Here is a 23,123-nt window from a genome sequence, read left to right on the forward strand (position 1 = left end):
GGCCCCGGCCGTTCGGTTCCCGCCGGGGCCGCGGGGCGTTCCCGGGTGCGGAGCCGTCCGGGGGCGCCGCACCCGGGCCGGCGCGCCTCGACCGCCGGTGGGTCCGGGCACGTGCCGGGGGAGGGGGTCACGGCAGCGGGCCCCGGATCTCGATCGCAGCGCAGCGCCAGCGGAGGTCCGGGCCCTGTTCCAGGCGGAAGGCCATCGCGGTCAGCCGGTCGCCGGTGGCGATGCGTGCGAAGGCCTCGATGACACCGGGGCCGGGGACGAAGCGGCCGCACTGGCGGACGACCGGTGACCGGCGCACGCGCCGGGCCTGCTCGGCAGGGGCCAGGTTCACCAGCTGCTGGTAGGCCGGGCCGACGGTGTGGCCGAGCAGCGAGTGCACCGGGCGCCGGCCGCTGACCACGGCCAGCAGGCGTTCGGCGAACCAGTGGTGCGGGCCGAGGCGCGGGGTGGGCGGGGCATCCGCGGGGCGGCGGGTGTCGCGCCGCCCGGCCGGGCGGGTCCCGGAGCGGCCGGCCGGCCTGCGACGGCCGCTGTTTCCGCCGATCGTGCCGCGCGTCGTGGTGTCCATCGCGATCTGCCCCCGAACAGGCCGGGCCCGGCGCGGTACCGGGCGGTAACTTGATGGGGATCTTCTACGGTCGGCGAACACGCTCCGCAACCACGGCGGCGGCCGGTCCGGCCGCCCGCCCGGTTCACCTATCCGAGTAGCCCGACCGCCGCCCCGGGGCGTGCACCCGATCGCGGCCGGGTACTCGGGTGGACGGGCACCCGGCGGGCCGCGGCAGCCCGATGGGGTACCGCGGCCGTCACCCTGCCGCACCCCGGCCGGCCGCCTCCGAGTCGTATCCTGGGTGCGTTTCCGACTACCGAAAGCAGCCGGCCATGCGCGTGTACGTCCCCCTGACCCTCCCCGGGCTCGCCGAGGTGCACACGGCGGGTGAGCTGGGCCCCGCCCCGCTGCGGGCGTATGCCGTCACCCCCGGCCTGCGCGAGTGGTACGCCTCGGACGACATCGAGGAGCTGGAGTACGCGGCCCTGGGCCGGGCCGCGGCCGCCTCACTGCGGCTGCTCGCCGCCGACCCCGGCGCACCCCGACGGCGCGTCGTCGTCGCCGTCGACGTGGACGACAAGGCCGCCACCGCCACGCCCGGGGACGACGAGGCCGCCCTCGGCCGGGTGAGCCTCGCCGCCGCCGTGCGCCTCACCGTGGCCGCCGCCGTGCACGCGGACGCCGACGACGCGGACGAGGACGTCACCGCCGCCGTGCTGGCCCTGCCCGCCGCCGACGGCGGGGACGAGGACGCGCGGTCCACCGTCGACGGGGCCGAGGACCACGAGCTCCTGTGGTTCGGTGTCCAGGAGATCCCGGGGCTGCTGACATGACGCACACGCACCACATCGTGTGGGACTGGAACGGCACGCTGCTCCACGACATCGAGGCCGTCATCACCGCGACGAACGCCTCCTTCGCCGAGCTCGGCCTCGCGCCGATCACCCTGGAGACGTACCGCGAGCTGTACGTCGTACCGGTGCCGAAGTTCTACGAGCGCCTCATGGGGCGCCTGCCCACCGACGAGGAGTGGCTCGTCATGGACGAGGCCTTCCACCGCCACTACTGGGCCGCCGCCGCGGACTCCGGGCTGGCCGAGGGCGCCCGGGACCTGCTCCAGGGGTGGCAGCGCGACGGGCTCACCCAGTCCCTGCTGTCCCTCGCACCCCACGACAGGCTCGTCCCGCTCGTGCGCGCCCATGGCATCGACGCGCACTTCCTGCGCGTCGACGGGCGGACCGGCCCGTCTCACACCTCCAAGGCAGGACATCTCGTACGCCACATGCAGGCCCTGGACGCGACGGGAGTGACCGCCGACCGTACGGTCCTCATCGGAGACGCCGTCGATGACGCGCTCGCGGCCGCCCACGTCGGCGCGCGCGCCGTCCTCTACACCGGAGGCTCGCACAGCCGCCGCAGTCTGGAATCAGCCGGAGTGCCGGTCGTGGACACCCTGGCGGAAGCCGTTCTCACAGCTCGCGAGCTGGCCGAATAGCGACTGGACAGGCCGCTGCACGGAAGGCTCGCAACGTCGCTGGCCAGAGTGTCAAAGTTCCACCCCAAGATTTGTACAGATGCAGTGAATGACGACTTGGGGGTAGGTCGGGATAGCCTTGTACCCGTGATCAGCGCGATATCCCTCGGGGGCACTGGAGCCTCCGTCCTGCGCCCGGCGTACGACAGTGCCCGGGCCATCGCTGATCCCCGCCACCGGGACCTTCTGCCGATCTTGGCTCATTCCCTCCCGGTCGGCTCTCACGACGGCATAGCGTCGGCCCAGAACGGACACCCCGCCTCGCGGCGCTACGCCATTCCTTCCTTCACCTACGTCACGCAATGGCGCGCGACAGGAGCCAGAGGACATGCAGACCAAGCTGGACGAAGCAAAGGCCGAGCTGCTCACACGGGCGGCCCGGGTAGCTGAGCACAGCCCGGCCGGGGGGCTACTTCCGACTGGGGCCGAGCAGGGAGAGCGTCCGGACCGGGACACGGTCCTCTCCTACCTCCAGCGCTACTACCTGCACACGGCGCCCGAGGACCTCACGGACCGGGACCCGGTGGATGTGTTCGGAGCCGCGCTCTCCCACTACCGCCTGGCCGAGAACCGCCCGCAGGGTACCGCGAACGTACGCGTGCACACCCCCACGGTGGAGGAGAACGGCTGGACCTCCAGCCACTCCGTCGTCGAGGTCGTCACCGACGACATGCCCTTCCTCGTGGACTCCGTGACGAACGAGCTGTCCCGCCAGGGCCGCGGCATCCACGTCGTGATCCACCCGCAGGTCGTCGTCCGCCGTGACATCACCGGCAAGCTGATCGAGATCCTCGGCCCCGACTGCGACGCGCACGGCCTCCGCACCGAGCGCCCCCACGACTCCCTCGTCGAGTCCTGGATCCACGTCGAGATCGACCGCGAGACCGACCGCGCCGACCTCAAGCAGATCACCGTCGACCTGCAGCGCGTCCTGTCCGACGTACGCGAGTCCGTCGAGGACTGGGAGAAGATGCGCGAGGCCGCGCTGCGCATCGCGGACAGCCTCCCCGACGAGCCCACCGCCCCGGACCTGCGCGAGTACGAGCTCGAAGAGGCGCGCGAGCTGCTGCGCTGGCTCGCCGACGACCACTTCACCTTCCTCGGCTACCGCGAGTACAACCTCGTGGACGGCGACTCCCTGTCCGCCGTGCCCGGCACCGGCCTCGGCATCCTGCGCTCCGACCCGCACCACAGCGGCAAGGAGGACGGCCACCCGGTCTCGCCTTCCTTCAACCGGCTGCCGGCCGACGCCCGCGCCAAGGCCCGCGAGCACCGCCTGCTGGTGCTGACCAAGGCCAACAGCCGTTCCACCGTGCACCGCCCCTCGTACCTCGACTACGTGGGCGTCAAGAAGTTCGACGCCGACGGCAACGTCGTCGGCGAGCGCCGCTTCCTCGGCCTGTTCTCCTCCGCCGCGTACACCGAGTCCGTGCGCCGCGTGCCGGTCATCCGCCGCAAGGTCGCCGAGGTCCTGGAGCGGGCCGGCTTCTCGCCGTCCAGCCACGACGGCCGCGACCTGACGCAGATCCTGGAGACCTACCCCCGCGACGAGCTGTTCCAGACCCCGGTCGACCAGCTCCAGTCCATCGTCACCTCCGTCCTGTACCTCCAGGAACGCCGCCGGCTGCGGCTGTACCTGCGCCAGGACGAGTACGGGCGCTACTACTCGGCGCTCGTCTACCTGCCGCGCGACCGCTTCACCACCGGTGTGCGGCTGCGCCTGATGGACATCCTGCGCGAGGAGCTCGGCGGCATCAGCGTCGACTTCACCGCCTGGAACACCGAGTCGATCCTCTCCCGCATCCACTTCGTCGTCCGCGTCCCGCAGGGCACCGAGCTGCCCGTGCTGACCGACGGCGACGTCGAGCGCATCGAGGGTCGACTCGTCGAGGCCGCCCGGTCCTGGGCCGACGGCTTCGACCAGGCGCTCAACGCCGAGCTCGGCGAGGAGCGCGCCGCGGAGCTGCTGCGCCGCTACGGCAGCGCCTTCGCCGAGGGCTACAAGGCCGACCACTCGCCGCGCGCCGCCGTCGCCGACCTGGTGCACCTGGAGAAGCTGCGCGACGGCGACAAGGACTTCGCGCTGTCGCTCTACGAGCCCGTCGGCGCGGGCCCCGGCGAACGCCGCTTCAAGATCTACCGCGCCGGTGAGCAGGTCTCCCTGTCCGCCGTCCTGCCGGTCCTCCAGCGCCTCGGCGTCGAGGTCACCGACGAGCGCCCGTACGAGCTGCGCTGCGCCGACCGCACGACCGCGTGGATCTACGACTTCGGTCTGCGGCTCTCCGCGGGCGACCTCGGCGACGATGCCCGCGAACGCTTCCAGGACGCCTTCGCGGCCGTCTGGAACGGCCAGGCCGAGAACGACAACTTCAACACCCTCGTGCTGAGCGCCGGCCTGACCTGGCGCCAGGCCGTCGTCCTGCGCGCGTACGCCAAGTACATGCGCCAGGCCGGCTCCACCTTCAGCCAGGACTACATGGAGGACACCCTCCGCAACAACGTCCACACCACCCGGCTGCTGGTCTCGCTCTTCGAGGCCCGGATGTCTCCCGTCCGCCAGGCCGCCGGCAGCGAGCTCGTGGACGCCATGCTGGAGGAGCTCGACGGGGCCCTCGACCAGGTCGCCTCGCTCGACGAGGACCGCATCCTGCGGGCCTTCCTCACCCTCATCAAGGCGACCCTGCGCACGAACTTCTTCCAGCTCGACTCCCACGGCGAGCAGCACGCCTACGTGTCGATGAAGTTCGACCCGCAGGCCATCCCGGACCTGCCGGCGCCGCGCCCGGCGTACGAGATCTGGGTGTACTCCCCGCGCGTCGAGGGCGTCCACCTGCGCTTCGGCAAGGTCGCCCGAGGCGGCCTGCGCTGGTCCGACCGCCGCGAGGACTTCCGTACGGAGATCCTCGGCCTGGTCAAGGCGCAGATGGTCAAGAACACCGTCATCGTGCCGGTCGGCGCCAAGGGCGGCTTCGTCGCCAAGAACCTGCCCGACCCGTCGGTGGACCGCGACGCCTGGCTCGCCGAGGGCATCGCCTCGTACAAGATCTTCATCTCGGCGCTGCTCGACATCACCGACAACATGGTCGCCGGCGAGGTCGTGCCGCCGCGCAGCGTGGTCCGCCACGACGAGGACGACACCTACCTCGTCGTCGCCGCGGACAAGGGCACCGCGACCTTCTCCGACATCGCCAACGGCGTGGCGGAGGACTACGGCTTCTGGCTCGGCGACGCCTTCGCGTCCGGCGGCTCGGCCGGCTACGACCACAAGGGCATGGGCATCACCGCCCGCGGCGCGTGGGAGTCCGTCAAGCGGCACTTCCGCGAGCTCGGACACGACACCCAGACCCAGGACTTCACCGTCGTCGGCGTCGGCGACATGTCCGGTGACGTCTTCGGCAACGGCATGCTGCTCTCCGAGCACATCCGCCTGGTGGCCGCCTTCGACCACCGGCACATCTTCATCGACCCGGCCCCGGACGCGGCCACCTCGTACGCCGAACGCCGCCGCCTCTTCGAGCTGCCGCGGTCCTCGTGGGCGGACTACGACACCTCGCTGATCTCGGCGGGCGGCGGCATCCACCCGCGTTCGGCCAAGGCCGTCCCGGTCACCGCGCAGATGCGCGCGGCGCTCGGCATCGAGGCCGGCGTCACCAAGATGACCCCGGCCGAGCTGATGCAGGCGATCCTCAAGGCCCCCGTGGACCTGGTGTGGAACGGCGGCATCGGCACCTACGTCAAGGCGACGTCCGAGACCCACGCCGACGTCGGCGACAAGGCCAACGACGCCATCCGCGTCAACGGCTCCGACGTGCGGGCGCAGGTCATCGGCGAGGGCGGCAACCTGGGCCTGACCCAGCTCGGCCGTATCGAGTTCGCCCGCAGCGGCGCCGGCGGCGAGGGCGGCAAGGTCAACACCGACGCCATCGACAACAGCGCGGGCGTGGACACCTCCGACCACGAGGTGAACATCAAGATCCTGCTCAACGCGGTCGTCGCCGACGGGGACATGACCGTCAAGCAGCGCAACAAGCTGCTCGCGCAGATGACCGACGAGGTCGGCCACCTGGTCCTGCGCAACAACTACGCGCAGAACACCGCGCTGGCCAACGGCTCGGCCCAGGCCCCCAGCCTGCTCCACGCGCAGCAGCGCTTCATGCGCCGCCTGGAGAGCGCCGGACTGCTCAACCGCGAGCTGGAGTTCCTGCCCACCGACCGGCAGATCCGCGAACTGCTCAACAACGGCAAGGGGCTGACCCAGCCGGAGCTGGCCGTGCTGCTGGCCTACACGAAGATCACGACGGCGGACGAGCTCATCGCCACCGGGCTGCCGGACGACCCGTACCTGCGCCGCCTGCTCTTCGCGTACTTCCCGGCGGTGCTGGGCGACACGTTCGCCGAGCAGATCGACGGGCACGCGCTGCGCCGCGAGATCATCACGACGATCCTGGTCAACGACACCGTCAACACCGGTGGTTCGACCTTCCTGCACCGCCTGCGCGAGGAGACCGGAGCCTCCACGGAGGAGATCGTCCGGGCGCAGCTCGCGGCCCGCGAGATCTTCGGCCTGGCCGACGTGTGGGACGCGGTGGAGGCGCTGGACAACAAGGTGTCCGCGGACGTCCAGACCCGGGTGCGCCTGCACTCGCGCCGCCTGGTCGAGCGCGGTACCCGCTGGCTGCTCAACAACCGGCCGCAGCCGCTCCAGATCACCGAGACCATCGCCTTCTTCGGGGAGCGGGTGTCCCAGGTGTGGGCGGAGCTGCCGAAGCTGGTGCGCGGCGCGGACCTGGAGTGGTACCAGCTGGTCATGGACGAGCTGACCGGCGAGGGCGTGCCGGAGGAGCTGGCGGCGAAGGTCGCCGGGTTCTCGTCCGCCTTCCCGACGCTGGACATCGTCGCGATCGCGGACCGGACGGGCGTGGACCCGCTGGGGGTCGCCGAGGTGTACTACGACCTCGCCGACCGCCTGGACATCACGCAGCTGATGGACCGGATCATCGAGCTGCCGCGGGCCGACCGCTGGCAGTCGATGGCCCGCGCGTCCATCCGCGAGGACCTGTTCGCGGCGCACGCGGCCCTGACGGCGGACGTGCTGTCGGTGGGCGGCGGCGCCTCGACTCCCGAGGAGCGCTTCCAGGCGTGGGAGGAGAAGAACGCGGCGATCATCGGGCGTGCGCGGACGACCCTGGAGGAGATCCGGGGCTCGGACGACTTCGACCTGGCGAACCTGTCGGTGGCGATGCGGACCATGCGCAGTCTGCTGCGCGCGCACAGCTGATCGCGACGGCGTGACGAACGGGCCGGGCCCGGGACCATAGGGTCCCGGGCCCGGCCCGTTCGCGTCCGCGGGCGCGGTGGCGCAGGGCGGCGCCTCAGGCGCCGGAGCGGCTGGACTTCTCGTAGGCGGCGCAGACCTGGTCCGCCGGACCGTCCATCCGCAGGACGCCCGAGTCCAGCCAGATCGCGCGGTCGCAGGTCTCGCGGACCGTGTTGACGGCGTGGCTGACCAGGAAGACGGTGCCGGCGCGCGCGCGGAGTTCCTCGATGCGGGCCTGACTGCGCCGCTGGAAGGCGGCGTCACCGGTGGCCAGCGCCTCGTCGATCATCAGGACGTCGTGGTCCTTGGCGGCGGCGATGGAGAAGCGCAGCCGGGCGCCCATGCCGGAGGAGTACGTCCGCATCGGCAGGGAGATGAAGTCGTCCTTCTCGTTGATGCCGGAGAAGTCGACGATCCCCGCGTACCGCTCGTGGATCTGCTGCCTGGTCATGCCCATCGCGAGGCCGCCCAGCATGACGTTGCGTTCGCCGGTCAGGTCGTTCATCAGGGCGGCGTTCACACCGAGCAGGGACGGCTGGCCGCGCGAGTAGATCCGGCCGCGGGCCACCGGTTGGAGGCCGGCGACGGCCTTGAGGAGGGTGGACTTGCCCGAGCCGTTGGACCCGATGAGGCCGATGGCCTCGCCCTCGTAGGCGGTGAAGGAGACGCCCTTGACCGCGTGCACCTCGCGCATCCCGGGGGCGGGGCCGCGGGTGAAGATCCGGCTCAGCGCCGCCGTGGCAGCGCCCTTGCGGGCGCCGGCGCCGTGGACCTTGTAGACGACGTGGACCCCGTCCGCGATCACGGTGGGCACCCGGGTGCCGGTCTTCGTCTCAGCCACGTCCGTACGCCTCCTCGGCCTTCCAGAAGTAGATGAACCCGCCGACGCCCGCCAGCAGCGCCCAGCCGGCGGCCAGAAGCCACACGTGGTGCGGGAGCGCGTGCGCGGGGAAGCTGTCGATCAGCGCGAAGCGCATCAGGTCGATGTAGACGGCCGGCGGGTTGGCCTTCAGCGCCACCAGCACCCAGTGGGGCAGGTCGTCCGCCTTGAGCACCTGGTCGATGGACCACATGACGCCCGAGGTGTACATCCACGTACGCAGGACGAACGGCATCAGCTGGTTGACGTCGGGGCTCCTGCTGCCGATGCGGGCCATGACCATGGCGCAGCCGGCGGCGAAGACGGCGGTGAGCAGGAGCGCCGGCAGGGCCAGGAGCCAGGCCGGGCCGGGCCGCTGGCCGAAGGCCAGCAGCAGGACGACCAGGGCGGCCATGGAGACGAGCAGCTGCTGGAAGAGCTGTACGACGGTGGAGATCGGCAGGCTCGCACGCGGGAAGTGCAGGGCGCGGACCAGGCCGAGGTTGCTGTGGACGGCGCGGGTGCCGGCGTTCACGGAGCTGCTGATGAAGTCCCAGACGAAGATCCCGGTGATCAGGAACGGGACGTAGTCCGGCACCCCGTGGCTGGCCTTCAGGACGAGGCCGAAGATGAAGTAGTAGACCGCGGCGTTGAGCAGCGGGGTCACCAGGTGCCAGACCTGGCCGAGCCTCGCCGTGCTGTACGTGGCCTGCATGCGGGCGGTCGCGTAGGCACTCACGAAGTGGCGGCGCTGCCAGAGCTGCGCGATGTAGCGGGGGAGCGTGGGGCGGGCGCCGCTGAGCGTGAGGCCGTGTGCGGCGGCCAGCCGTGCGCGTTCCGCGGAGGCGGCGGGCGCGTTCTTGGATGCGGTCGCGGTGGTCACAGGTTCGCTTTCGACGTTGGTCGGGACGGGTCCGTATCGTCGCTACGGCGAGGTTAGGGCGTTGATCGATGGAACGCAACCGTATCGTCGTGACGGGGCGCGGCTATGCTCTGTGCATGACCATGGACCCCTCCGCCTCCGCCGCCTCCGCCCGCCGCGCCCCCGCCGGTGCCGCCGTCCTGCGCGAGGACGTGACCGAGGCGATCCGCAACGCGGTGCTGGAGGAGCTGGCCGCGGTCGGGTTCGCCCGGATGTCCATCGAGGGCATCGCCCGGCGGGCCGGGGTCGGCAAGACGGCCGTGTACCGGCGGTGGAAGTCCAAGCTGCACCTGGTGCTGGACCTGGTCGGGGCCTTCGCGGTGGACGGCCTGCCGGTGCCGGCGACCGGCTCGCTCCACGGGGACGTACGCGCCCTGCTGGAAGTCATGTCACATGTACTGCGGCACCCCGTGGCCTCGGCGGTGATCCCCGACCTGCTGGTCGAGGCCTCCCGCAACCCGGAGATCGCGGACGCGGTCCGGGGAGCCCTCCTGGACGGCCAGCACCGCATGGCGCAGGGCATCGTCTCGGACGCCGTCGCCCGCGGTGAACTCCCGGCGGAGATCAGCCCCGACCACGCCCTCGACCTGCTGATCGGCCCGCTCTACTGGCGTCAGGTCGTCGTCCGCGACACGGTGACCCCCGCCCACCTGGATGCCCTGGCCGACCAGGTCGTGGCGGGCCTGAGGTCGGCCGCGGGCCCGGCCTGACGTCGCCGGGCGGCACGTCGTCGGGGGCTTCTTCGCGCGCGGGTAGCCGCCCGGGGCGGTCCGCGTGCCCTACGGCCAGACGGGGGACAGCGCCGGCTCCGGGGCGGTGGGGGCCGGGGCCGGTGGGGCCGGGCGGCGGTCCGGGAAGGGGGTGACCGCCGGGGACGGGGTCGGCTGGCCCAGGAAGACCCGGCGGACCACCCGCTCCGCCGCGTGACCGTCGTCGTAGGAGCAGAAGCGCGCGCGGAAGGCCGAGCGCAGCTGGGCGGAGCGCGAGCCCTGCCAGTGGCCCGTGGTGAAGATGTCCACCAGCTCGTCCTGGGTGCGGGCGATCGCCCCCGGCGGGGCCGACCGCAGGTCGAAGTAGGTGCCCCGGGCGGCCTCGTACGCCTCCCAGTCGTCCGCGTGGATCACGATGGGCCGGTCCAGCACCGCGTAGTCGAACATCAGGGACGAGTAGTCGGTGACCAGCGCGTCGGAGGCCAGGCACAGCTCTTCCACCGACGGGTGGGAGGAGACGTCCACGAGGCGCGGATGGGGCTCCCACGGGTGGTCGGCGTCCGCGTACGTCAGGTGGGTGCGGACCAGCACCGTGAAGCGCGGGCCCAGCTCGCGCAGGAGCCGTTCGAAGTCCAGGTGGTCCGGCCGGCTGCGGCGGTAGTCGCGGTGGGTGGGCGCATACAGGATGGCCGTCGAGCCCGCCGGGATCCCCAGGCGTTCGCGCAGCTCCAGGACCTCCGTCCGGCTCGCCCGGTGGAAGAGGTCGTTGCGCGGATAGCCGTATTCGAGGGTCGTGTACGAGGACGGGACGGCCTTCTCCCAGACCAGCGTGGAGTGCCGGTTCGAGGAGAGCAGGTAGTCCCACTGGTCCGCGCCGCGCAGCAGGCCCGCGAAGTCCGTGGTCGGGGCGGCCGCGGGCCGGTCCTGGAGGTCGAGGCCGACCCGCTTGAGCGGGGTGCCGTGCTGTGTCTGGAGCAGGACCTGGCCGGGCCGCTTGACCAGTGCACGGTCGAAGGCGACGTTCGAGACCAGGTATCCGGCCCGGGCCAGGGCGCTCCAGTACGCCGCCGAACCCGGCCGCAGCGCCACCGTCTCCCGCGGGAGCGTCGCGGCGTGCACCGGGTCGCAGATCCACGCCGTCCGCATCCGGGGCGCCAGTTCGCGCAGCTTGGCCTCGATCGCCGCCGGGTTGCAGGCGTAACCGCCGTACCAGTAGGCGGAGAAGACGGCGAGCTCCGGGCGCAGTGGCAGCAGCCGCTGGATCCGGTAGTGCAGCCGCAGCGCGGACTCCCCGAGGCCCCGCCCCAGCGTCGAGGCGGCTCGGCCCAGCGCCAGCCCCGCCGAGCGCAGCACCGACAGCAGCCGGTAGCTCCGCCGGGCGCCCAGCAGCATCAGGGCGTGCCGGATCCGGTCGGTGCGTGACAGGGACAGCGGCGGCGAACTCCGGTCGCCCGGGGCGCGGTAGCGGCGCAGCAGGGCGGAGGCGCGGCGGAAGAACTCGGCCCGGACGGAACGCGGGAGACGACGCGGGTCGGAGTGGACGGCGCAGAAGTGCTCGGCCATCCGGCGGTGCAGGGTGGAGCGCCACCGCTCCAGCTCGGGCCGGCCGGCGAGGTAGCCGAAGACCCGGTCGTACTGGTCGAAGATCTCCAGGTGGCGGGGGGTGCGGGTGGTCAGGATCGATCCGGTGCGCCGCTGACGGTAGTGGACGCAGACCCGGTCGAGGACGGCGACGGATTCCGCGGCCAGCAGCGCCGGATAGGTCCAGGGGGCGTCCTCGTAGAGCCCCGGAGGGAATGCGAGGCCCTCGCGCTCGACGTACTCGCGGCGGTACGCCTTGTTCCACACCACCATCAGCATGGCGAGCAGAGCGGGGCGGTCGGCGAGCCGGAAGCTGGCCGGCCCCTCCTCGGACAGCCGGTGCGAGAGCCGGTTGCGCACCAGTTCCCCGGACCAGTAGGCGCGTGCGTAGTCGTAGACGAGGACGTCGGGGGAGCCGGTGGCCTTCAGCCGGTCGGTGACGGCCTGCAGGGCGCCCGGGGCGAGGGTGTCGTCGCCGTCGAGGAAGATCACGTAGTCGCCGGTGGCCCGGGCCAGCCCGGCGTTCCGCGCCGGGCCCAGCCCCAGGTTGTGGGCCAGGTGCACCGCGGTCACCCGGGGGTCGCGGGCCGCGTACTCGTCGATGAGCGCACCACAGGCGTCGGGGGAGGCGTCGTCGACGGCGATCAGTTCCAGGTCCGGGTACGACTGGGTCAGGACCGAGTCCAGACACTCCTGGAGGTAGGCCTGCACCTTGTACGCGGGCACGATGACGCTGAACCGGGGCACGGCACATCCAGGGGTCGGCGCGGGCATTTCGCCCAGGAACCCCCGGCGTGGCGTTCGGGTTACGCGGTGTGTGGCATTCGGGTTACGGAGCGTCGACGTCGCACGGGAGTCGGGGCGGGGTTACTTGACCGCGCCGGCCATCACCCCCGTGACGAACTGCCGCTGGAAGGCGAAGAAGACGACGAGCGGCACCACCATCGACAGGAACGCTCCGGGCGCCAGCACGTCGATGTTGTTCCCGAACTGCCGTACCTGCTGCTGGAGGGCGACCGTGATCGGCGGGTTGGCTGAGTCGGCGAAGACCAGCGCCACCAGCATGTCGTTCCACACCCACAGGAACTGGAAGATGCCGAGCGAGGCGATGGCCGGGCCGCCCAGCGGCAGTACCACCCGTGTGAACAGCCGCAGTTCACCGGCGCCGTCGAGGCGGGCGGCCTCCAGCAGTTCGCGCGGGATCTCCGCGAAGAAGTTGCGCAGCAGGAACACGGCGAAGGGCAGCCCGAACGCGGTGTGGAAGAGCACCACGCCCGCCGTGGTCTCGAACAGCCCGATGGTTCCGAACAGTTCCGACACCGGGATCAGCGCCACCTGCACGGGGACGACGAGCAGTCCGACGACGAGGAGGAAGAGCCAGTCCCGTCCGGGGAACTCCAGCCAGGCGAAGGCGTATCCGGCGAACGCGCCGAGGACCAGCACGAGCAGGGTGGCCGGCACTGCGATCACGAACGTGTTCAGCAGCGAGGAGGTGATCGTCTCGTTGGCCAGCAGCCGCTCGTAGTTCCCGGCGGTCAGTCGCGACGGCGCGCTGAAGACCTGCCACCAGCCGCCGTCGTTCAGGTCGGCCGGGGCGACCAGGGAGGAGACGAGCAGCCCCAGGGTGGGAAGCAGCCAGAACAGCGCCGCCACGACCAGGAAGACGCGCACGGCCCCGCCAGCCAGCAGGCCGGCGGCCCGCCCGGCCCACGGCGCCGAACGCGAGGCCGGCGCCGCGCCGGCGCCGGTGCGGGTTCCGGCTGCCGTGCCGGTGCCGGTGTCGGTGTCGGTCTCGGTACGGGTCATCGGGCCCCCTCCTTGCGCAGGCGGCGGATGTTCACGAGCATCACCGGGATCACCAGCACCAGCAGTAGCACGGCGATGGCGCTGCCCAGACCCGGATCGGCATCGGTGCCGAAGGAGGTCCGGTACAGCTGGAGCGCGAGGACGTTCGCGTCGTCCTGGACCGCCCCCGGCGCGATCACGAAGACCAGGTCGAAGATCTTCATGACGTTGATGACGAGCGTGACGAGCACGACCGCCAGGAGCGGCGCCAGCAGCGGGACGGTGATCCGCCGGAACACCTGCCACTCGTTCGCCCCGTCCACCCGCGCCGCCTCCAGCAGTTCACGCGGTACGGCGGCCAGCCCGGCCCCGATCAGCACCATCGCGAAGCCGGCCCACATCCACACGTAGGCGCCGATGACCGCCGGGGTGACCAGCGTCGGGCCGAGCCACTCCACGCCGCCGTACGCCTCCCGGAAGTTGGCCGCGGGCAGCCGCAGCAGTGCCCCGTCGGCCTTCGCCGACAGGGTGAAGGTGCCGTCGGCGCGGGCCGTGGCGGAATCGACCACCCGGCCGTCCTTGACCGCCTCGACCCGCATCCCGGAGAAGCCCTGCTCGCTCGGGTCGATCACGTTCGTCGCGCCGCCCCCGCCCCGGGTGAAGTCCTGCCAGACGGTGCCGGTGACCTTCCCCGCCGCCGCGGCCGGGGCGGCCGCCGTACGGGTCCCCTCGGGCAGCGCCTCCGGGGCCACGCCCACCAGCGGCAGCAGCACCGGGCTCCCCGCGCGCACCGGCTCGCGGGTCACGAAGGCACCCCCGCCCGCGTCCGCCAGCGGCGAGTCACGGCCCGGCCGGGCCTTGGGGAAGGCCGAGGACTGTACGAAGGTGTCGTGGACACCGACCCAGACCGCGTTGGCGGCGCCCCGGTCGGGATCGTGGTCGTAGACGAGCCGGAAGATGATGCCCGCCGCCAGCATCGAGATCGCCATCGGCATGAACACCAGCAGCTTGAACGCCGTTCCCCAGCGCACCCGTTCGGTGAGCACTGCGAAGATCAGCCCGAGGGCGGTGGCCGTGGCCGGTGCGAGCACCACCCACACCGCCGTGTTCTTCAGGGCGGTGCGAATGGCGTCGTCGGTGAGGATCTCCCGGTAGTTGTCGCCCCCGACGAACACCTCGCCGGACCGGTCGAAGAAGCTGCGGTAGAGCGAGAAGCCGATGGGCTGCACGACGAGTGCGCCGAGCAGGACCAGGGCCGGCAGGAGGAACGCCGCCGCCACCAGGCGGCGGCGCCGTGCCTCGGTGGACAGACCGTGCGCGGCGGGGGCCGTCACGGGATCAGTTCCCGTAGGCCTTGGCCGCGTCCGCCTCCAGTTTCGCCTGGGTGCCCGCCACGTCCGACGGGTTCGCCAGGAAGTCCTGGAGCGCCTTCCACTCGCCCGCGCCCGGCGTCCCGCCGAACGCCGACGGCGCCTGGTCCGACATGTCGAAACGGAAGTCGTCGCCCGCCGCGATCAGCGCCTTGGCGATGCCCCGCTGGATGTCGTCCGGGTACGCCGCCGGGTCGACCGCCTTGTTCGGGGAGACGAAACCGCCCTCACGGGCCTGGATCTGCGCCGCGTCCGCCGACGCCAGGAACGTCAGCAGCGCCTGCGCGCCCTTCGACGGCTTCAGCGCGACGGCGACGTCACCGCCCGAGACCACGGGGGCCTTCGCGCCGACCGCCGGGAAGGGGAAGACCAGGGCGTCCTCGCCGATCTTCGCCTCGGTCTGTCCGATGTTGACCGCCACGAAGTCGCCCTCGAAGACCATCGCGGCCGCCGGCCGGTCGCCGCCCGTGAAGGTCTGCGTCACCGACTTCGGGAACTCGGTGGCCAGTGCCCCGCTCGTGCCGCCCGCCAGAAAGTCCTTGCGTCCGAACAACTCACCGAGCGTGGTCAGGGCCTGCTGGACGCTGTCGTCGGTCCACTTGATCCGGTGCGCGGCCAGCTGGTCGTACTTCTCCGGGCCGGCCTGCGAGAGGTAGATGTTCTCGAACCAGTCCGTGAGGGTCCAGCCGTCCGCTCCTGCGACCGAGACCGCCGGGGTGCCCGACGCCGACAGGGTGTCCGCCGCGGTGATCAGTTCCTTCCAGGTCGTCGGCGGCTTCACGCCCGCCGCCTCGAAGGCCTTCGCGTTGTACCAGATCAGCGACTTGTTGGCAGCCTTGTAGTAGACGCCGTACTGGGTGCCGTCGACCGCGCCCAGGGACTTCCAGCCCGCCGAGTAGTTCTTGTCGAGCTGCGCCTGCGCCTCCGGGCCCACCGGCTGCGCCCACTTGTTCTGCACCGCCGAGACCAGGGCCCCGACCTGCGGCAGCAGCGCGACGTCCGGTGGAGCCCCGCCGGCGATCTTGGTGCCGAGGAAGGTGACGATCGGGTCCTGGGCCGGGACGAAGGTGACCGACGCCCCCGTCCGCTTCTCGAACTCCTTCAGGACCTTGGTGAAGTTCTCCTGCTCGGGCCCCGTCCAGACCGCCGCGACCTGGAGTTCCTCGCCGTCCAGCCGGGGTAACTCCACTCCGGGCGAGGCCGTGGCGCCCTGCGGCGCCGGGGATTCCCGCTCCGCGTCGCTGCCGCACGCGGTCAGCGCGAGCGCGCCCGCCGCGGCCAGCGCCGCCCACCTGAGATGCGTACGGCCTGTTCCGTGCTCGCGCATGGTTCTGCCCCCGATGCCCGTGGTGTGTCCCGGACCACAAGGTCTACGCCGACCCGCTCGACCCCGCAATACCGCCTCACCGGGACGGCCGCGCGGCCGGGGCCGTCATGTTCGGGCGACGCCGGGCCGTCCCGCCCGGCAGCGGGCGCTGCGGGCTCCGCCGACGCGAACCGCAGGAGAGGCCCAGGGGTGTCCCGGACGGTGCGGTGGCCGCGAAGGTCCATGGCGCCGGGAGGTGCCACCGGGAGGTGCCACCGGGAGGTGCCACCGGGAGGCGCCGCTACGAGGCGTCCTGGGGCGCCGGAGGGAACAGCACGGGTATCGCCGAGACCAGGTGCGCGGCTCGGTCCAGGGCGCTGGCCAGCAGCGCGAGGTCGGTCGGGCCGTTGCCCAGTTCGCGCACCGGCCGGCGGGCCGGCGGATCGCCCATCCGCTCCCACTCCACCGGCACCACCGTCGGTCGCAGGGTCGCCGTCCGGGGGATCCGCCCGGTGACCCGGCCTGCCTGGAAGGGGACCGTGCGGCCGTCCCCGAAGCGCAGCACGCCGCGGCCGGGCCCCGGCTGGTCCGGGCCTTCCAGCTCCACCCGCAGGGCCGCCGTCCGGGCCGGGCCGGTGTCGGCCGTGCGGTCCGGTCGGGAGGTGCTCGCGACCAGGTGCACGCCGAGCCGGGCACCGTCACGGGCCACCGCCTCCAGCGCCCGCACCACCGAGCCGGCGGCGGGCCGGCCGGCACTGCCCAGCCCGGGCGCGACCAGCGCGTCGAGGTCGTCGACCAGCACCACCAGGCGGGGCAGCGGGCTCGGCCCGACCGGTTCCGTACGGGTCGCCGCGGCGCGCAGCCGGAGCGTCCCCGTCCGTACCGCCTCGCCGGGGCCCGGCGAGGCGGGTGCGGAGCCGCCGTCGCCGCGGACCTCGCCCGGGGCGGGCCGGCGGGGCGCGACCATCCGGCCCGACACCTCGCGCTGCGCGTGCCATTCGGCGAAGGGGACGCCGTCCAGCAGCTCGGCCCGCCGCTTGAGCTCCGCGCCCAGTGCCTGGGCGAACTCCCGCATGCGCAGCGGATCGGAGGCGACCAGGTGCGCGGAGACGTGCGGGAGTTCGGTGCAGGGCAGCAGCCCGTCCCCGCGCTCGCCGCCCGCCCCGTCGAGGAGGACCAGCCCGAGCCGGTCCGGGCGGGCGCCCGCGGCCAGTGACGCGGCCACCGACCGCAGGAGCTCGGTCCGCCCGCTCCCGGCGGGCCCCTCCACGATCAGGTGCGGGCCGTCGTGGACCAGCTCGGTGCCGACGGGGCCGCGCCGCCCGCTGCCGAGCACGATCTCGGCGAGGCCGCCCTGGCCCTGGCCCTGGTCGGTGGCGGCCGCCCAGCGGGCCATCAGGGAGGCCGGGGTGGCCCGGGCCAGTCCCAGCTCGTCCAGCAGCCGGGCCGTGGCGGGCAGCGTCGCGGCCGTGGGACGGCCCGGTCCGCAGGCCCCGCCGTCGGTGGGCCGCAGGGGGGCCAGGGCCCGGGCGAACCGCTCGGCCCAGGCGGTGGAGACGGCGTCGGAGACGGCCGTGCTGCCGGACGGAACGGGATGGCCGCCCCGGACCGCGAAGGTCTGCACGGCCGTGGCCACGTCCCCGCTGAGCAGGGCGACCGCGCCGCAGTCCCGGAACGCGGGGGTGGCCGCGCAGGCGGCCTCGTAGGTGTCGTGGACCGGCGAGGCGGGGGTGGCGGCCGGAGCCTCGGCGAGCACCAGCACGTGGATCCCGGCGGCCGGGCCGTGCGAGGCGAGCCGGCCGGTGATGTCGCGCAGCGCGCCGGTGCCGGGGTCGCCGTCGAGGACGAGGAGCGTGTACGGACCCGCGTAGGCGTCGGCCGCCTCCCGGACCTGCTCGGGAGAGGTACTCGCCCAGTGCGCGCCGAGCGGACCGTCGTCGAGCCGCCGGGTCAGCTCCGCCGTGCGGGCGGCGGCCTGGTCGCGGTCGTACGCGAGGAGCAGGCGGCAGTCCTGGCCGTGCGCGGGCCGTACGTGGGGCAGCCAGCCCAGCCAGCCCCAGTCGCGCCGCCGGTCGGCGAGCGGGCGGACCCGGTCGGCGCAGACCAGCACGATCTCCAGCTGCCCCGGTGCGTGCAGTCCCGCGAGCTGTGCGACCACCCAGCGGGCGGCCCCGGACAGCCGGGCCCGCGGGCCCGCCAGGCCGAGGGCGCCGACGGCGGGCAGCGACAGCCGGTTCCCGGCGCCGAGCCCGACCTCCAGCAGCGCGGAGCCACCGGCCCGCCCGGACGTACGCGACCACAGGCGGCCGGTGGGCCCCATCGCGGCCAGCAGCAGCGCGGCCGGGTCGTCGGGGTGCGGCGCGGCGGCTGCGACGACCGCCTCCGCGATGTCCTCCGCGATGTCCTCCCCGCGCACCCACCGGCGGGCCCACGCGCCGAGGCCCCGGCGGCGGCCGGATCCGGGCCGGGCCCCGTCCGGACCGGCCGCGCCGGGGCCTCCGGGGGAGGCGGGCGTGTCCGGACGGGCGGCTCCGGCCGCGCCGGTCGGTCCGTAAGGCCCGGTGGTCTCCGGGGCGGTCCCGGAGGCGCCCGGTGTCGTACGGGGGGCGGTGGCCGGGGCGTGCAGGCCGCGCGGCCCGTGCGGGTCGTACTCCTCCGGCCCGGCCGGGCCGCGGGCGCCCGCCGCGCTCCCGGGGGCGTCGGGGAAGGCGCCCGTGGGGCCCTCGGAGCCGCCGGAGCCGCCGGAGCTCGCGGGGGCCGCGAGCGCCAGGTGGCCTTCCTGGTCGGGGGTCACCGCCAGCGCGGGCGCGCTCGCGGGCGCCAGCCGCAGGGTGGACTCGCCGACCCGCAGCAGGGCTCCGGGGGGCAGGGCGACCGGCTGGAGCCCGACCGGGGAGCCGTCGACGGCGGTGCCGTTGGTGGAGCCGAGGTCGGCCACGGCGACCCGGCCGCCGCCGATCACCGTCACCGCGCAGTGCATCCGGGACACGTCGGGGTCGTCCAGCGGAACGTCGGCGTCGGCGGACCGTCCGACGCGGATCTGCCCGCCGTGCAGCAGGTGCACGCCGCCCGCGTCGGGTCCGGCCACGACGTGCAGCTGGGGTGTGCCGAGGCCGTCCTCGGGCAGTACGTCCGGCATCGGCGCGTTCACTGCCAGCACCGCGCCGTCCACCAGCGGCGGCTCGCCCAGCACCCGCCGCTGGAGGTCGAGGCGCTCGGAGCCCGCGTACAGCACGACCGTGCCCCCGGTGTCGGGGCCGCCGACGGTGGCCGCGAGCCCGGAGGCGACCGCGGCCAGCGCGGTGCCGGCGGGCGCGGTGACGAGCACGTCACAGCTCGCGGGGGCGGTCGCGGTCTGGTGGCCGCTGCGCGACCCGAGGACGGTCAGCCGGATCTGCATCGCCGTCAGCGGTCCCTTCTGCGCGGTGCGCCGGTGTGTGCGCCCGGCAGGGGACCCGCGACACGCGTGCCGATCGCCCCCCGCCCGGCACGGACGCGTCGTCCGGTCAGGTCTGCCCGGAAGGCGGGGCTCCCGTCCCGTGCCGTCCGTACGGGTGCATCCTCGCACCTGTCGCGGACAACACGCCCGGCACCCGGCAATAAATGATCTTGATCTGTCGCGGGTCGGACCGTGGTCCGGCCGAATCCGAACCACGAGCGGGTGAAAGAGGGGAAAATCGCCTCCGGCATACCCCGAAAACGTCACCCTCCGTACATATGTGCGGCAACCAACCTCCGGGGACCGGCGTCTTCCGGGGGGACACCCCCTAGAGTGGGCCGGAAAACCATTCGACGGATCGACCACAGCAGACGACAGCAGGGGAGCGCGAGACGTGCGGCCAGTCGGCAGCAAGTACCTGCTCGAGGAGCCGCTCGGGCGCGGCGCCACGGGCACTGTCTGGCGTGCCCGCCAGAGGGAGGCCGCCGGCGCGGAGGCGGCGGTCGCGGGACAGCCCGGTGAGACCGTGGCCATCAAGGTCCTCAAGGAGGAGCTGGCCCAGGACGCCGACATCGTCATGCGCTTCCTGCGGGAGCGCTCCGTCCTGCTGCGCCTGACCCACCCCAACATCGTCCGCACCCGCGACCTCGTGGTCGAGGGCGACCTCCTCGCCCTGGTCATGGACCTGATCGACGGCCCGGACCTGCACCGGTACCTGCGCGAGAACGGCCCCTTCACGCCCGTCGCCGCGAGCCTGCTGACCGCCCAGATCGCCGACGCGCTCGCCGCCAGCCACACCGACGGCGTGGTGCACCGCGACCTCAAGCCCGCCAACGTGCTGCTCGACGAGCGCGGCGGGCAGATGCGGCCGATGCTCACCGACTTCGGCATCGCCCGGCTCGCGGATTCCCCGGGACTGACCCGTACGCACGAGTTCGTCGGTACCCCGGCCTACGTCGCCCCCGAGTCCGCCGAGGGTCGCCCGCAGACCTCCGCCGTCGACGTCTACGGCGCCGGCATCCTCCTCTACGAGCTGCTCACCGGCCGCCCGCCGTTCGCCGGGGGCACCGCGCTCGAAGTGCTCCACCGCCACCTCAGCGAGGAGCCGCAGCGCCCCTCGACCGTGCCCGAGCCGCTGTGGACGGTCATCGAGCGCTGCCTGCGCAAGGAGCCGAACGAGCGCCCCAGCGCCGTGAGCCTGGCCCGCGGCCTGCGCGTGGTCGCCGCCGGTATCGGCGTGCACTCCACGGCTGCCGAGGTGGAGGCCGCGCTCGGGGTGGGAGCCCTGCTCGCGCCCGACCCCTCGCCGGCCCCGGTCCCCGAGACCCCGGGCGCCGCGGACCCCACCCAGGTGCTGCCGTCCGGGGCGGCCTCCCCGGCGGGCGCGTACGACCCGGAGGCCATGACCGGCGTCCTGCCGCCGGTCGGCGCCGCCGACGCCACCTCGGTGCTGCCCACCGGGGCTCCCCGGCCCGGGGGGCCGGGGCAGACGGCCGGCCCCGGCGCCGACCCGACCTCGGTCATGCCACCAGTGCAGCAGCCCGACGCGCCGCACCCGTGGCAGTCGCAGATGCGGGCCGCCCGGGACCGCAACGAGCAGACGCAGATGCAGTACCTCGACCCCCAGGACGACCCGCTGCGCCGCCGCCCGCAGCGCCAGGCGCCCCCGCCGCACCGACCCCAGCAGCCGCCGCAGTACCGACAGGGCCCGCCGCAGCAGCAACAGCAGTATCAGCAGCCGCAGCAGCCCCAATACCGCCAGCCGCAGCAGCCTCCACAGCAGCAGTACGCGCCGCCGCCCCCGCCGCCGCAGCACTACCAGCCGCAGCAGCGTCAGCCCCAGCAGTACCAGCAGCCCCCGCAGCAGCCGCAGTACCGGCAGCCGCAGCAGCCCCAGCAGGCCCCGCCGCAGCCCCCGGCCCCCCGGGAGCCGCGCGAGCCGCGCCGCCGCAGCGCCAACCCGGTGCGCATCCCCGGCCTCGGCTGCCTCAAGGGCTGCCTGGTGCTGATCCTGGTGTTCTTCGTGGCGGGCTGGCTGGTCTGGGAGCTGACCCCGCTCCAGGAGTGGGTCGGCACCGGCCGGGGATGGTGGGACCAGGTGTGGACCTGGGGCACCGACGTCGTGGACTGGGTCGCCGGCATCGGTGACGCGGCGGGCTCCTCGGGTTCCTCCGGCTCCGGCAGCCCCTGAGGCGGGGCCCCGGCGGCGACCTCGTGGATTTGTCGACATCCAAGGCGTGATTTCGCCCCCTGATGTGAAGGTCGTCGCGAATCGGGCCCCCTGCTGGCCTTCGAAGCCCGCCGGGCCGCGTAGCTTTGGGGCGTACGCCAGCCACTGAGGGAGCAGTCGTGGCACGGAAAATCGGCAGCCGGTACACGGCGCACCAGATCCTGGGGCGCGGCAGCGCGGGCACGGTGTGGCTGGGCGAGGGGCCCGACGGCCCCGTCGCCGTCAAACTCCTGCGCGAGGACCTCGCGTCCGACCAGGAACTGGTCGGACGCTTCGTCCAGGAGCGCAGCGCCCTGCTCGGCCTGGAGCATCCGCACGTCGTCTCCGTCCGCGACCTCGTCGTGGACGGCAACGACCTCGCCCTCGTCATGGACCTCGTACGCGGCACGGACCTGCGCACGCGGCTCGACCGCGAGCGCAGGCTGGCCCCCGAGGCGGCCGTGGCGATCGTCGCCGACGTGGCCGACGCGCTGGCCGCGGCGCACGCGGCGGGAGTCGTCCACCGCGACGTCAAGCCGGAGAACGTCCTGCTCGACATGCAGGGCGCGCTCGGCCCCGGCGGCTCGCACCCCGCCCTGCTGACCGACTTCGGCGTCGCGAAGCTGATCGACTCCCCCCGGCGGGCCGCAGCGGGCAGGTCCAACGCCCCGGCGACCCGCATCATCGGCACTCCGGACTACCTCGCCCCGGAGATCGTGGAGGGCCTGCCCCCGCGCGCGGCCGTGGACATATACGCCCTGGCCACCGTCCTGTACGAGCTGCTGGCCGGGTTCACACCCTTCGGCGGCGGCCACCCGGGCGCGGTACTGCGCCGGCACGTGACGGAGACCGTCGTCCCGCTCCCGGGCATCCCCGACGAGCTGTGGCAGCTGGTCGTGCAGTGCCTGGCCAAGGCCCCGGCCTCGCGCCTGCGGGCCTCGGAGCTGTCGGCCCGGCTGCGTGACCTGCTGCCGATGCTGGCCGGAATGCCGCCGCTCGACGTGGACGAGCCGGACGACGCGGAGCCGGAGCCGGCGGTCCCGGAGGAGCCCTCCACCGACCCGGTGCGGCGGCGCGGCGTGGTCCCGCTGGTGCCGGGGTCGGCCACCGACTCCAACCGGGACACCCACACCTCGATGCGGGTACCGGGACCGGACGAGCTGGCCGGCGGGGCGCTGGGCACCGCCCGGGTGCCGCGCCCGGCCGGCGGGCACCGGCCCGGCTCGGCCCGGCACCGGGCCGAGGCCGCGCGCAAGCGGCGGCTGACCCTGTCCGCGGTCGCGGTGGCCCTGGCCGCGGCCCTCGGTCTGGGAGGCTGGCTGGCCTTCTCCGGGGGCGATGAGCCGCAGCCCCGCCAGGACAACAAGCAGTCCGTTCCGCGGGTGCCGTGACGCCGGGGCGGCGCCCCTGCGGGGCTCCGCCCGGAGGCAGGGCCCACTCCGGGCTCCGCCGCGCCCCCGGGCTCCGCCGCGCCCCAGGCCTCGAACGCCGGACCTCCCCGCGAAGGTCCGGCCCCGGCACGCGCCGGTACG

At 73.6% G+C, this 23,123-nt stretch carries 14 protein-coding genes; 6 read left to right on the forward strand and 8 right to left on the reverse strand.

Annotated elements, in window-relative coordinates; genetic code table 11:
- Positions 1-127: 127 nt before the first annotated feature.
- Positions 128-577 carry an Rv3235 family protein gene (locus AW27_RS20610; RefSeq protein WP_037923222.1) on the reverse strand — a complete coding sequence of 150 codons (450 nt, stop codon included), beginning with the start codon at positions 575-577 and terminating at the stop codon, positions 128-130.
- Between the two features lie 314 nt (positions 578-891).
- Between AW27_RS20610 and AW27_RS20615 the strand changes: the two genes are divergently transcribed.
- From AW27_RS20615 to AW27_RS20625, 3 genes are all read left to right on the forward strand, one after another.
- Complete coding sequence (locus AW27_RS20615; RefSeq protein ID WP_037923224.1) at positions 892-1,392, forward strand: DUF6912 family protein; 501 nt, start codon at positions 892-894, stop codon at positions 1,390-1,392.
- Positions 1,389-2,054 (forward strand): HAD family hydrolase, encoded by a 666-nt coding sequence (locus AW27_RS20620; RefSeq protein ID WP_037923227.1) that lies wholly within the window; start codon positions 1,389-1,391, stop codon positions 2,052-2,054. The genes AW27_RS20615 and AW27_RS20620 overlap by 4 nt, the downstream gene beginning before the upstream one ends.
- A 367-nt stretch (positions 2,055-2,421) precedes the next feature.
- Positions 2,422-7,371: an NAD-glutamate dehydrogenase gene (locus tag AW27_RS20625; protein ID WP_037923229.1), complete on the forward strand. Its 4,950-nt coding sequence runs from the start codon at positions 2,422-2,424 to the stop codon at positions 7,369-7,371.
- 94 nt (positions 7,372-7,465) lie between these two features.
- Here the strand turns inward: AW27_RS20625 and AW27_RS20630 are convergent, their stop codons facing one another.
- A complete protein-coding gene (locus AW27_RS20630; protein WP_037923232.1) occupies positions 7,466-8,251 on the reverse strand; it encodes an ABC transporter ATP-binding protein in 786 nt (261 codons plus the stop codon).
- Complete coding sequence (locus AW27_RS20635; protein ID WP_037923235.1) at positions 8,244-9,152, reverse strand: ABC transporter permease; 909 nt, start codon at positions 9,150-9,152, stop codon at positions 8,244-8,246. Before AW27_RS20635 ends, AW27_RS20630 begins: the two co-directional genes overlap by 8 nt.
- A 116-nt stretch (positions 9,153-9,268) precedes the next feature.
- Between AW27_RS20635 and AW27_RS20640 the strand changes: the two genes are divergently transcribed.
- On the forward strand, positions 9,269-9,901 hold the full coding sequence (locus AW27_RS20640) for a TetR/AcrR family transcriptional regulator (RefSeq protein WP_037924223.1): 633 nt from the start codon (positions 9,269-9,271) through the stop codon (positions 9,899-9,901).
- A 69-nt stretch (positions 9,902-9,970) separates the two neighbouring features.
- Here AW27_RS20640 and AW27_RS20645 read toward each other — a convergent pair whose 3' ends face one another.
- From AW27_RS20645 to AW27_RS20665, 5 genes are all read right to left on the reverse strand, one after another.
- On the reverse strand, positions 9,971-12,229 hold the full coding sequence (locus AW27_RS20645; RefSeq protein WP_037923241.1) for a bifunctional glycosyltransferase/CDP-glycerol:glycerophosphate glycerophosphotransferase: 2,259 nt from the start codon (positions 12,227-12,229) through the stop codon (positions 9,971-9,973).
- Between the two features lie 120 nt (positions 12,230-12,349).
- Entirely contained in the window at positions 12,350-13,288 is a 939-nt protein-coding gene (locus tag AW27_RS20650) for a carbohydrate ABC transporter permease (protein WP_037923242.1), read from the reverse strand.
- Positions 13,285-14,601: a carbohydrate ABC transporter permease gene (locus tag AW27_RS20655; RefSeq protein ID WP_078556616.1), complete on the reverse strand. Its 1,317-nt coding sequence runs from the start codon at positions 14,599-14,601 to the stop codon at positions 13,285-13,287. Before AW27_RS20655 ends, AW27_RS20650 begins: the two co-directional genes overlap by 4 nt.
- A gap of 4 nt (positions 14,602-14,605) precedes the next feature.
- Entirely contained in the window at positions 14,606-15,964 is a 1,359-nt protein-coding gene (locus AW27_RS20660; RefSeq protein WP_052030807.1) for an ABC transporter substrate-binding protein, read from the reverse strand.
- Between the two features lie 280 nt (positions 15,965-16,244).
- Entirely contained in the window at positions 16,245-19,343 is a 3,099-nt protein-coding gene (locus AW27_RS20665) for an FHA domain-containing protein (RefSeq protein ID WP_037923243.1), read from the reverse strand.
- Between the two features lie 433 nt (positions 19,344-19,776).
- Between AW27_RS20665 and AW27_RS20670 the strand changes: the two genes are divergently transcribed.
- Both AW27_RS20670 and AW27_RS20675 read left to right on the forward strand, forming a co-directional pair.
- Positions 19,777-21,573: a serine/threonine-protein kinase gene (locus AW27_RS20670; protein WP_037923244.1), complete on the forward strand. Its 1,797-nt coding sequence runs from the start codon at positions 19,777-19,779 to the stop codon at positions 21,571-21,573.
- 158 nt (positions 21,574-21,731) lie between these two features.
- Positions 21,732-22,982 carry a serine/threonine-protein kinase gene (locus AW27_RS20675; protein WP_037923245.1) on the forward strand — a complete coding sequence of 417 codons (1,251 nt, stop codon included), beginning with the start codon at positions 21,732-21,734 and terminating at the stop codon, positions 22,980-22,982.
- Positions 22,983-23,123: the final 141 nt, after the last annotated feature.

Origin of the sequence: Streptomyces sp. PCS3-D2 (genome assembly GCF_000612545.2) — a bacterium.
GTDB lineage: Bacteria > Actinomycetota > Actinomycetes > Streptomycetales > Streptomycetaceae > Streptomyces.

Excerpts from the sequence above, each read along its gene's own strand:
- AW27_RS20610 (WP_037923222.1), bottom strand. The coding sequence starts at position 577 with ATGGACACCACGACGCGCGGCACGATCGGCGGAAACAGCGGCCGTCGC.
- AW27_RS20615 (WP_037923224.1), top strand. The coding sequence starts at position 892 with ATGCGCGTGTACGTCCCCCTGACCCTCCCCGGGCTCGCCGAGGTGCAC.
- AW27_RS20620 (WP_037923227.1), top strand. The coding sequence starts at position 1,389 with ATGACGCACACGCACCACATCGTGTGGGACTGGAACGGCACGCTGCTC.
- AW27_RS20625 (WP_037923229.1), top strand. The coding sequence starts at position 2,422 with ATGCAGACCAAGCTGGACGAAGCAAAGGCCGAGCTGCTCACACGGGCG.
- AW27_RS20640 (WP_037924223.1), top strand. The coding sequence starts at position 9,269 with ATGACCATGGACCCCTCCGCCTCCGCCGCCTCCGCCCGCCGCGCCCCC.
- AW27_RS20650 (WP_037923242.1), bottom strand. The coding sequence starts at position 13,288 with ATGACCCGTACCGAGACCGACACCGACACCGGCACCGGCACGGCAGCC.
- AW27_RS20660 (WP_052030807.1), bottom strand. The coding sequence starts at position 15,964 with ATGCGCGAGCACGGAACAGGCCGTACGCATCTCAGGTGGGCGGCGCTG.
- AW27_RS20665 (WP_037923243.1), bottom strand. The coding sequence starts at position 19,343 with ATGCAGATCCGGCTGACCGTCCTCGGGTCGCGCAGCGGCCACCAGACC.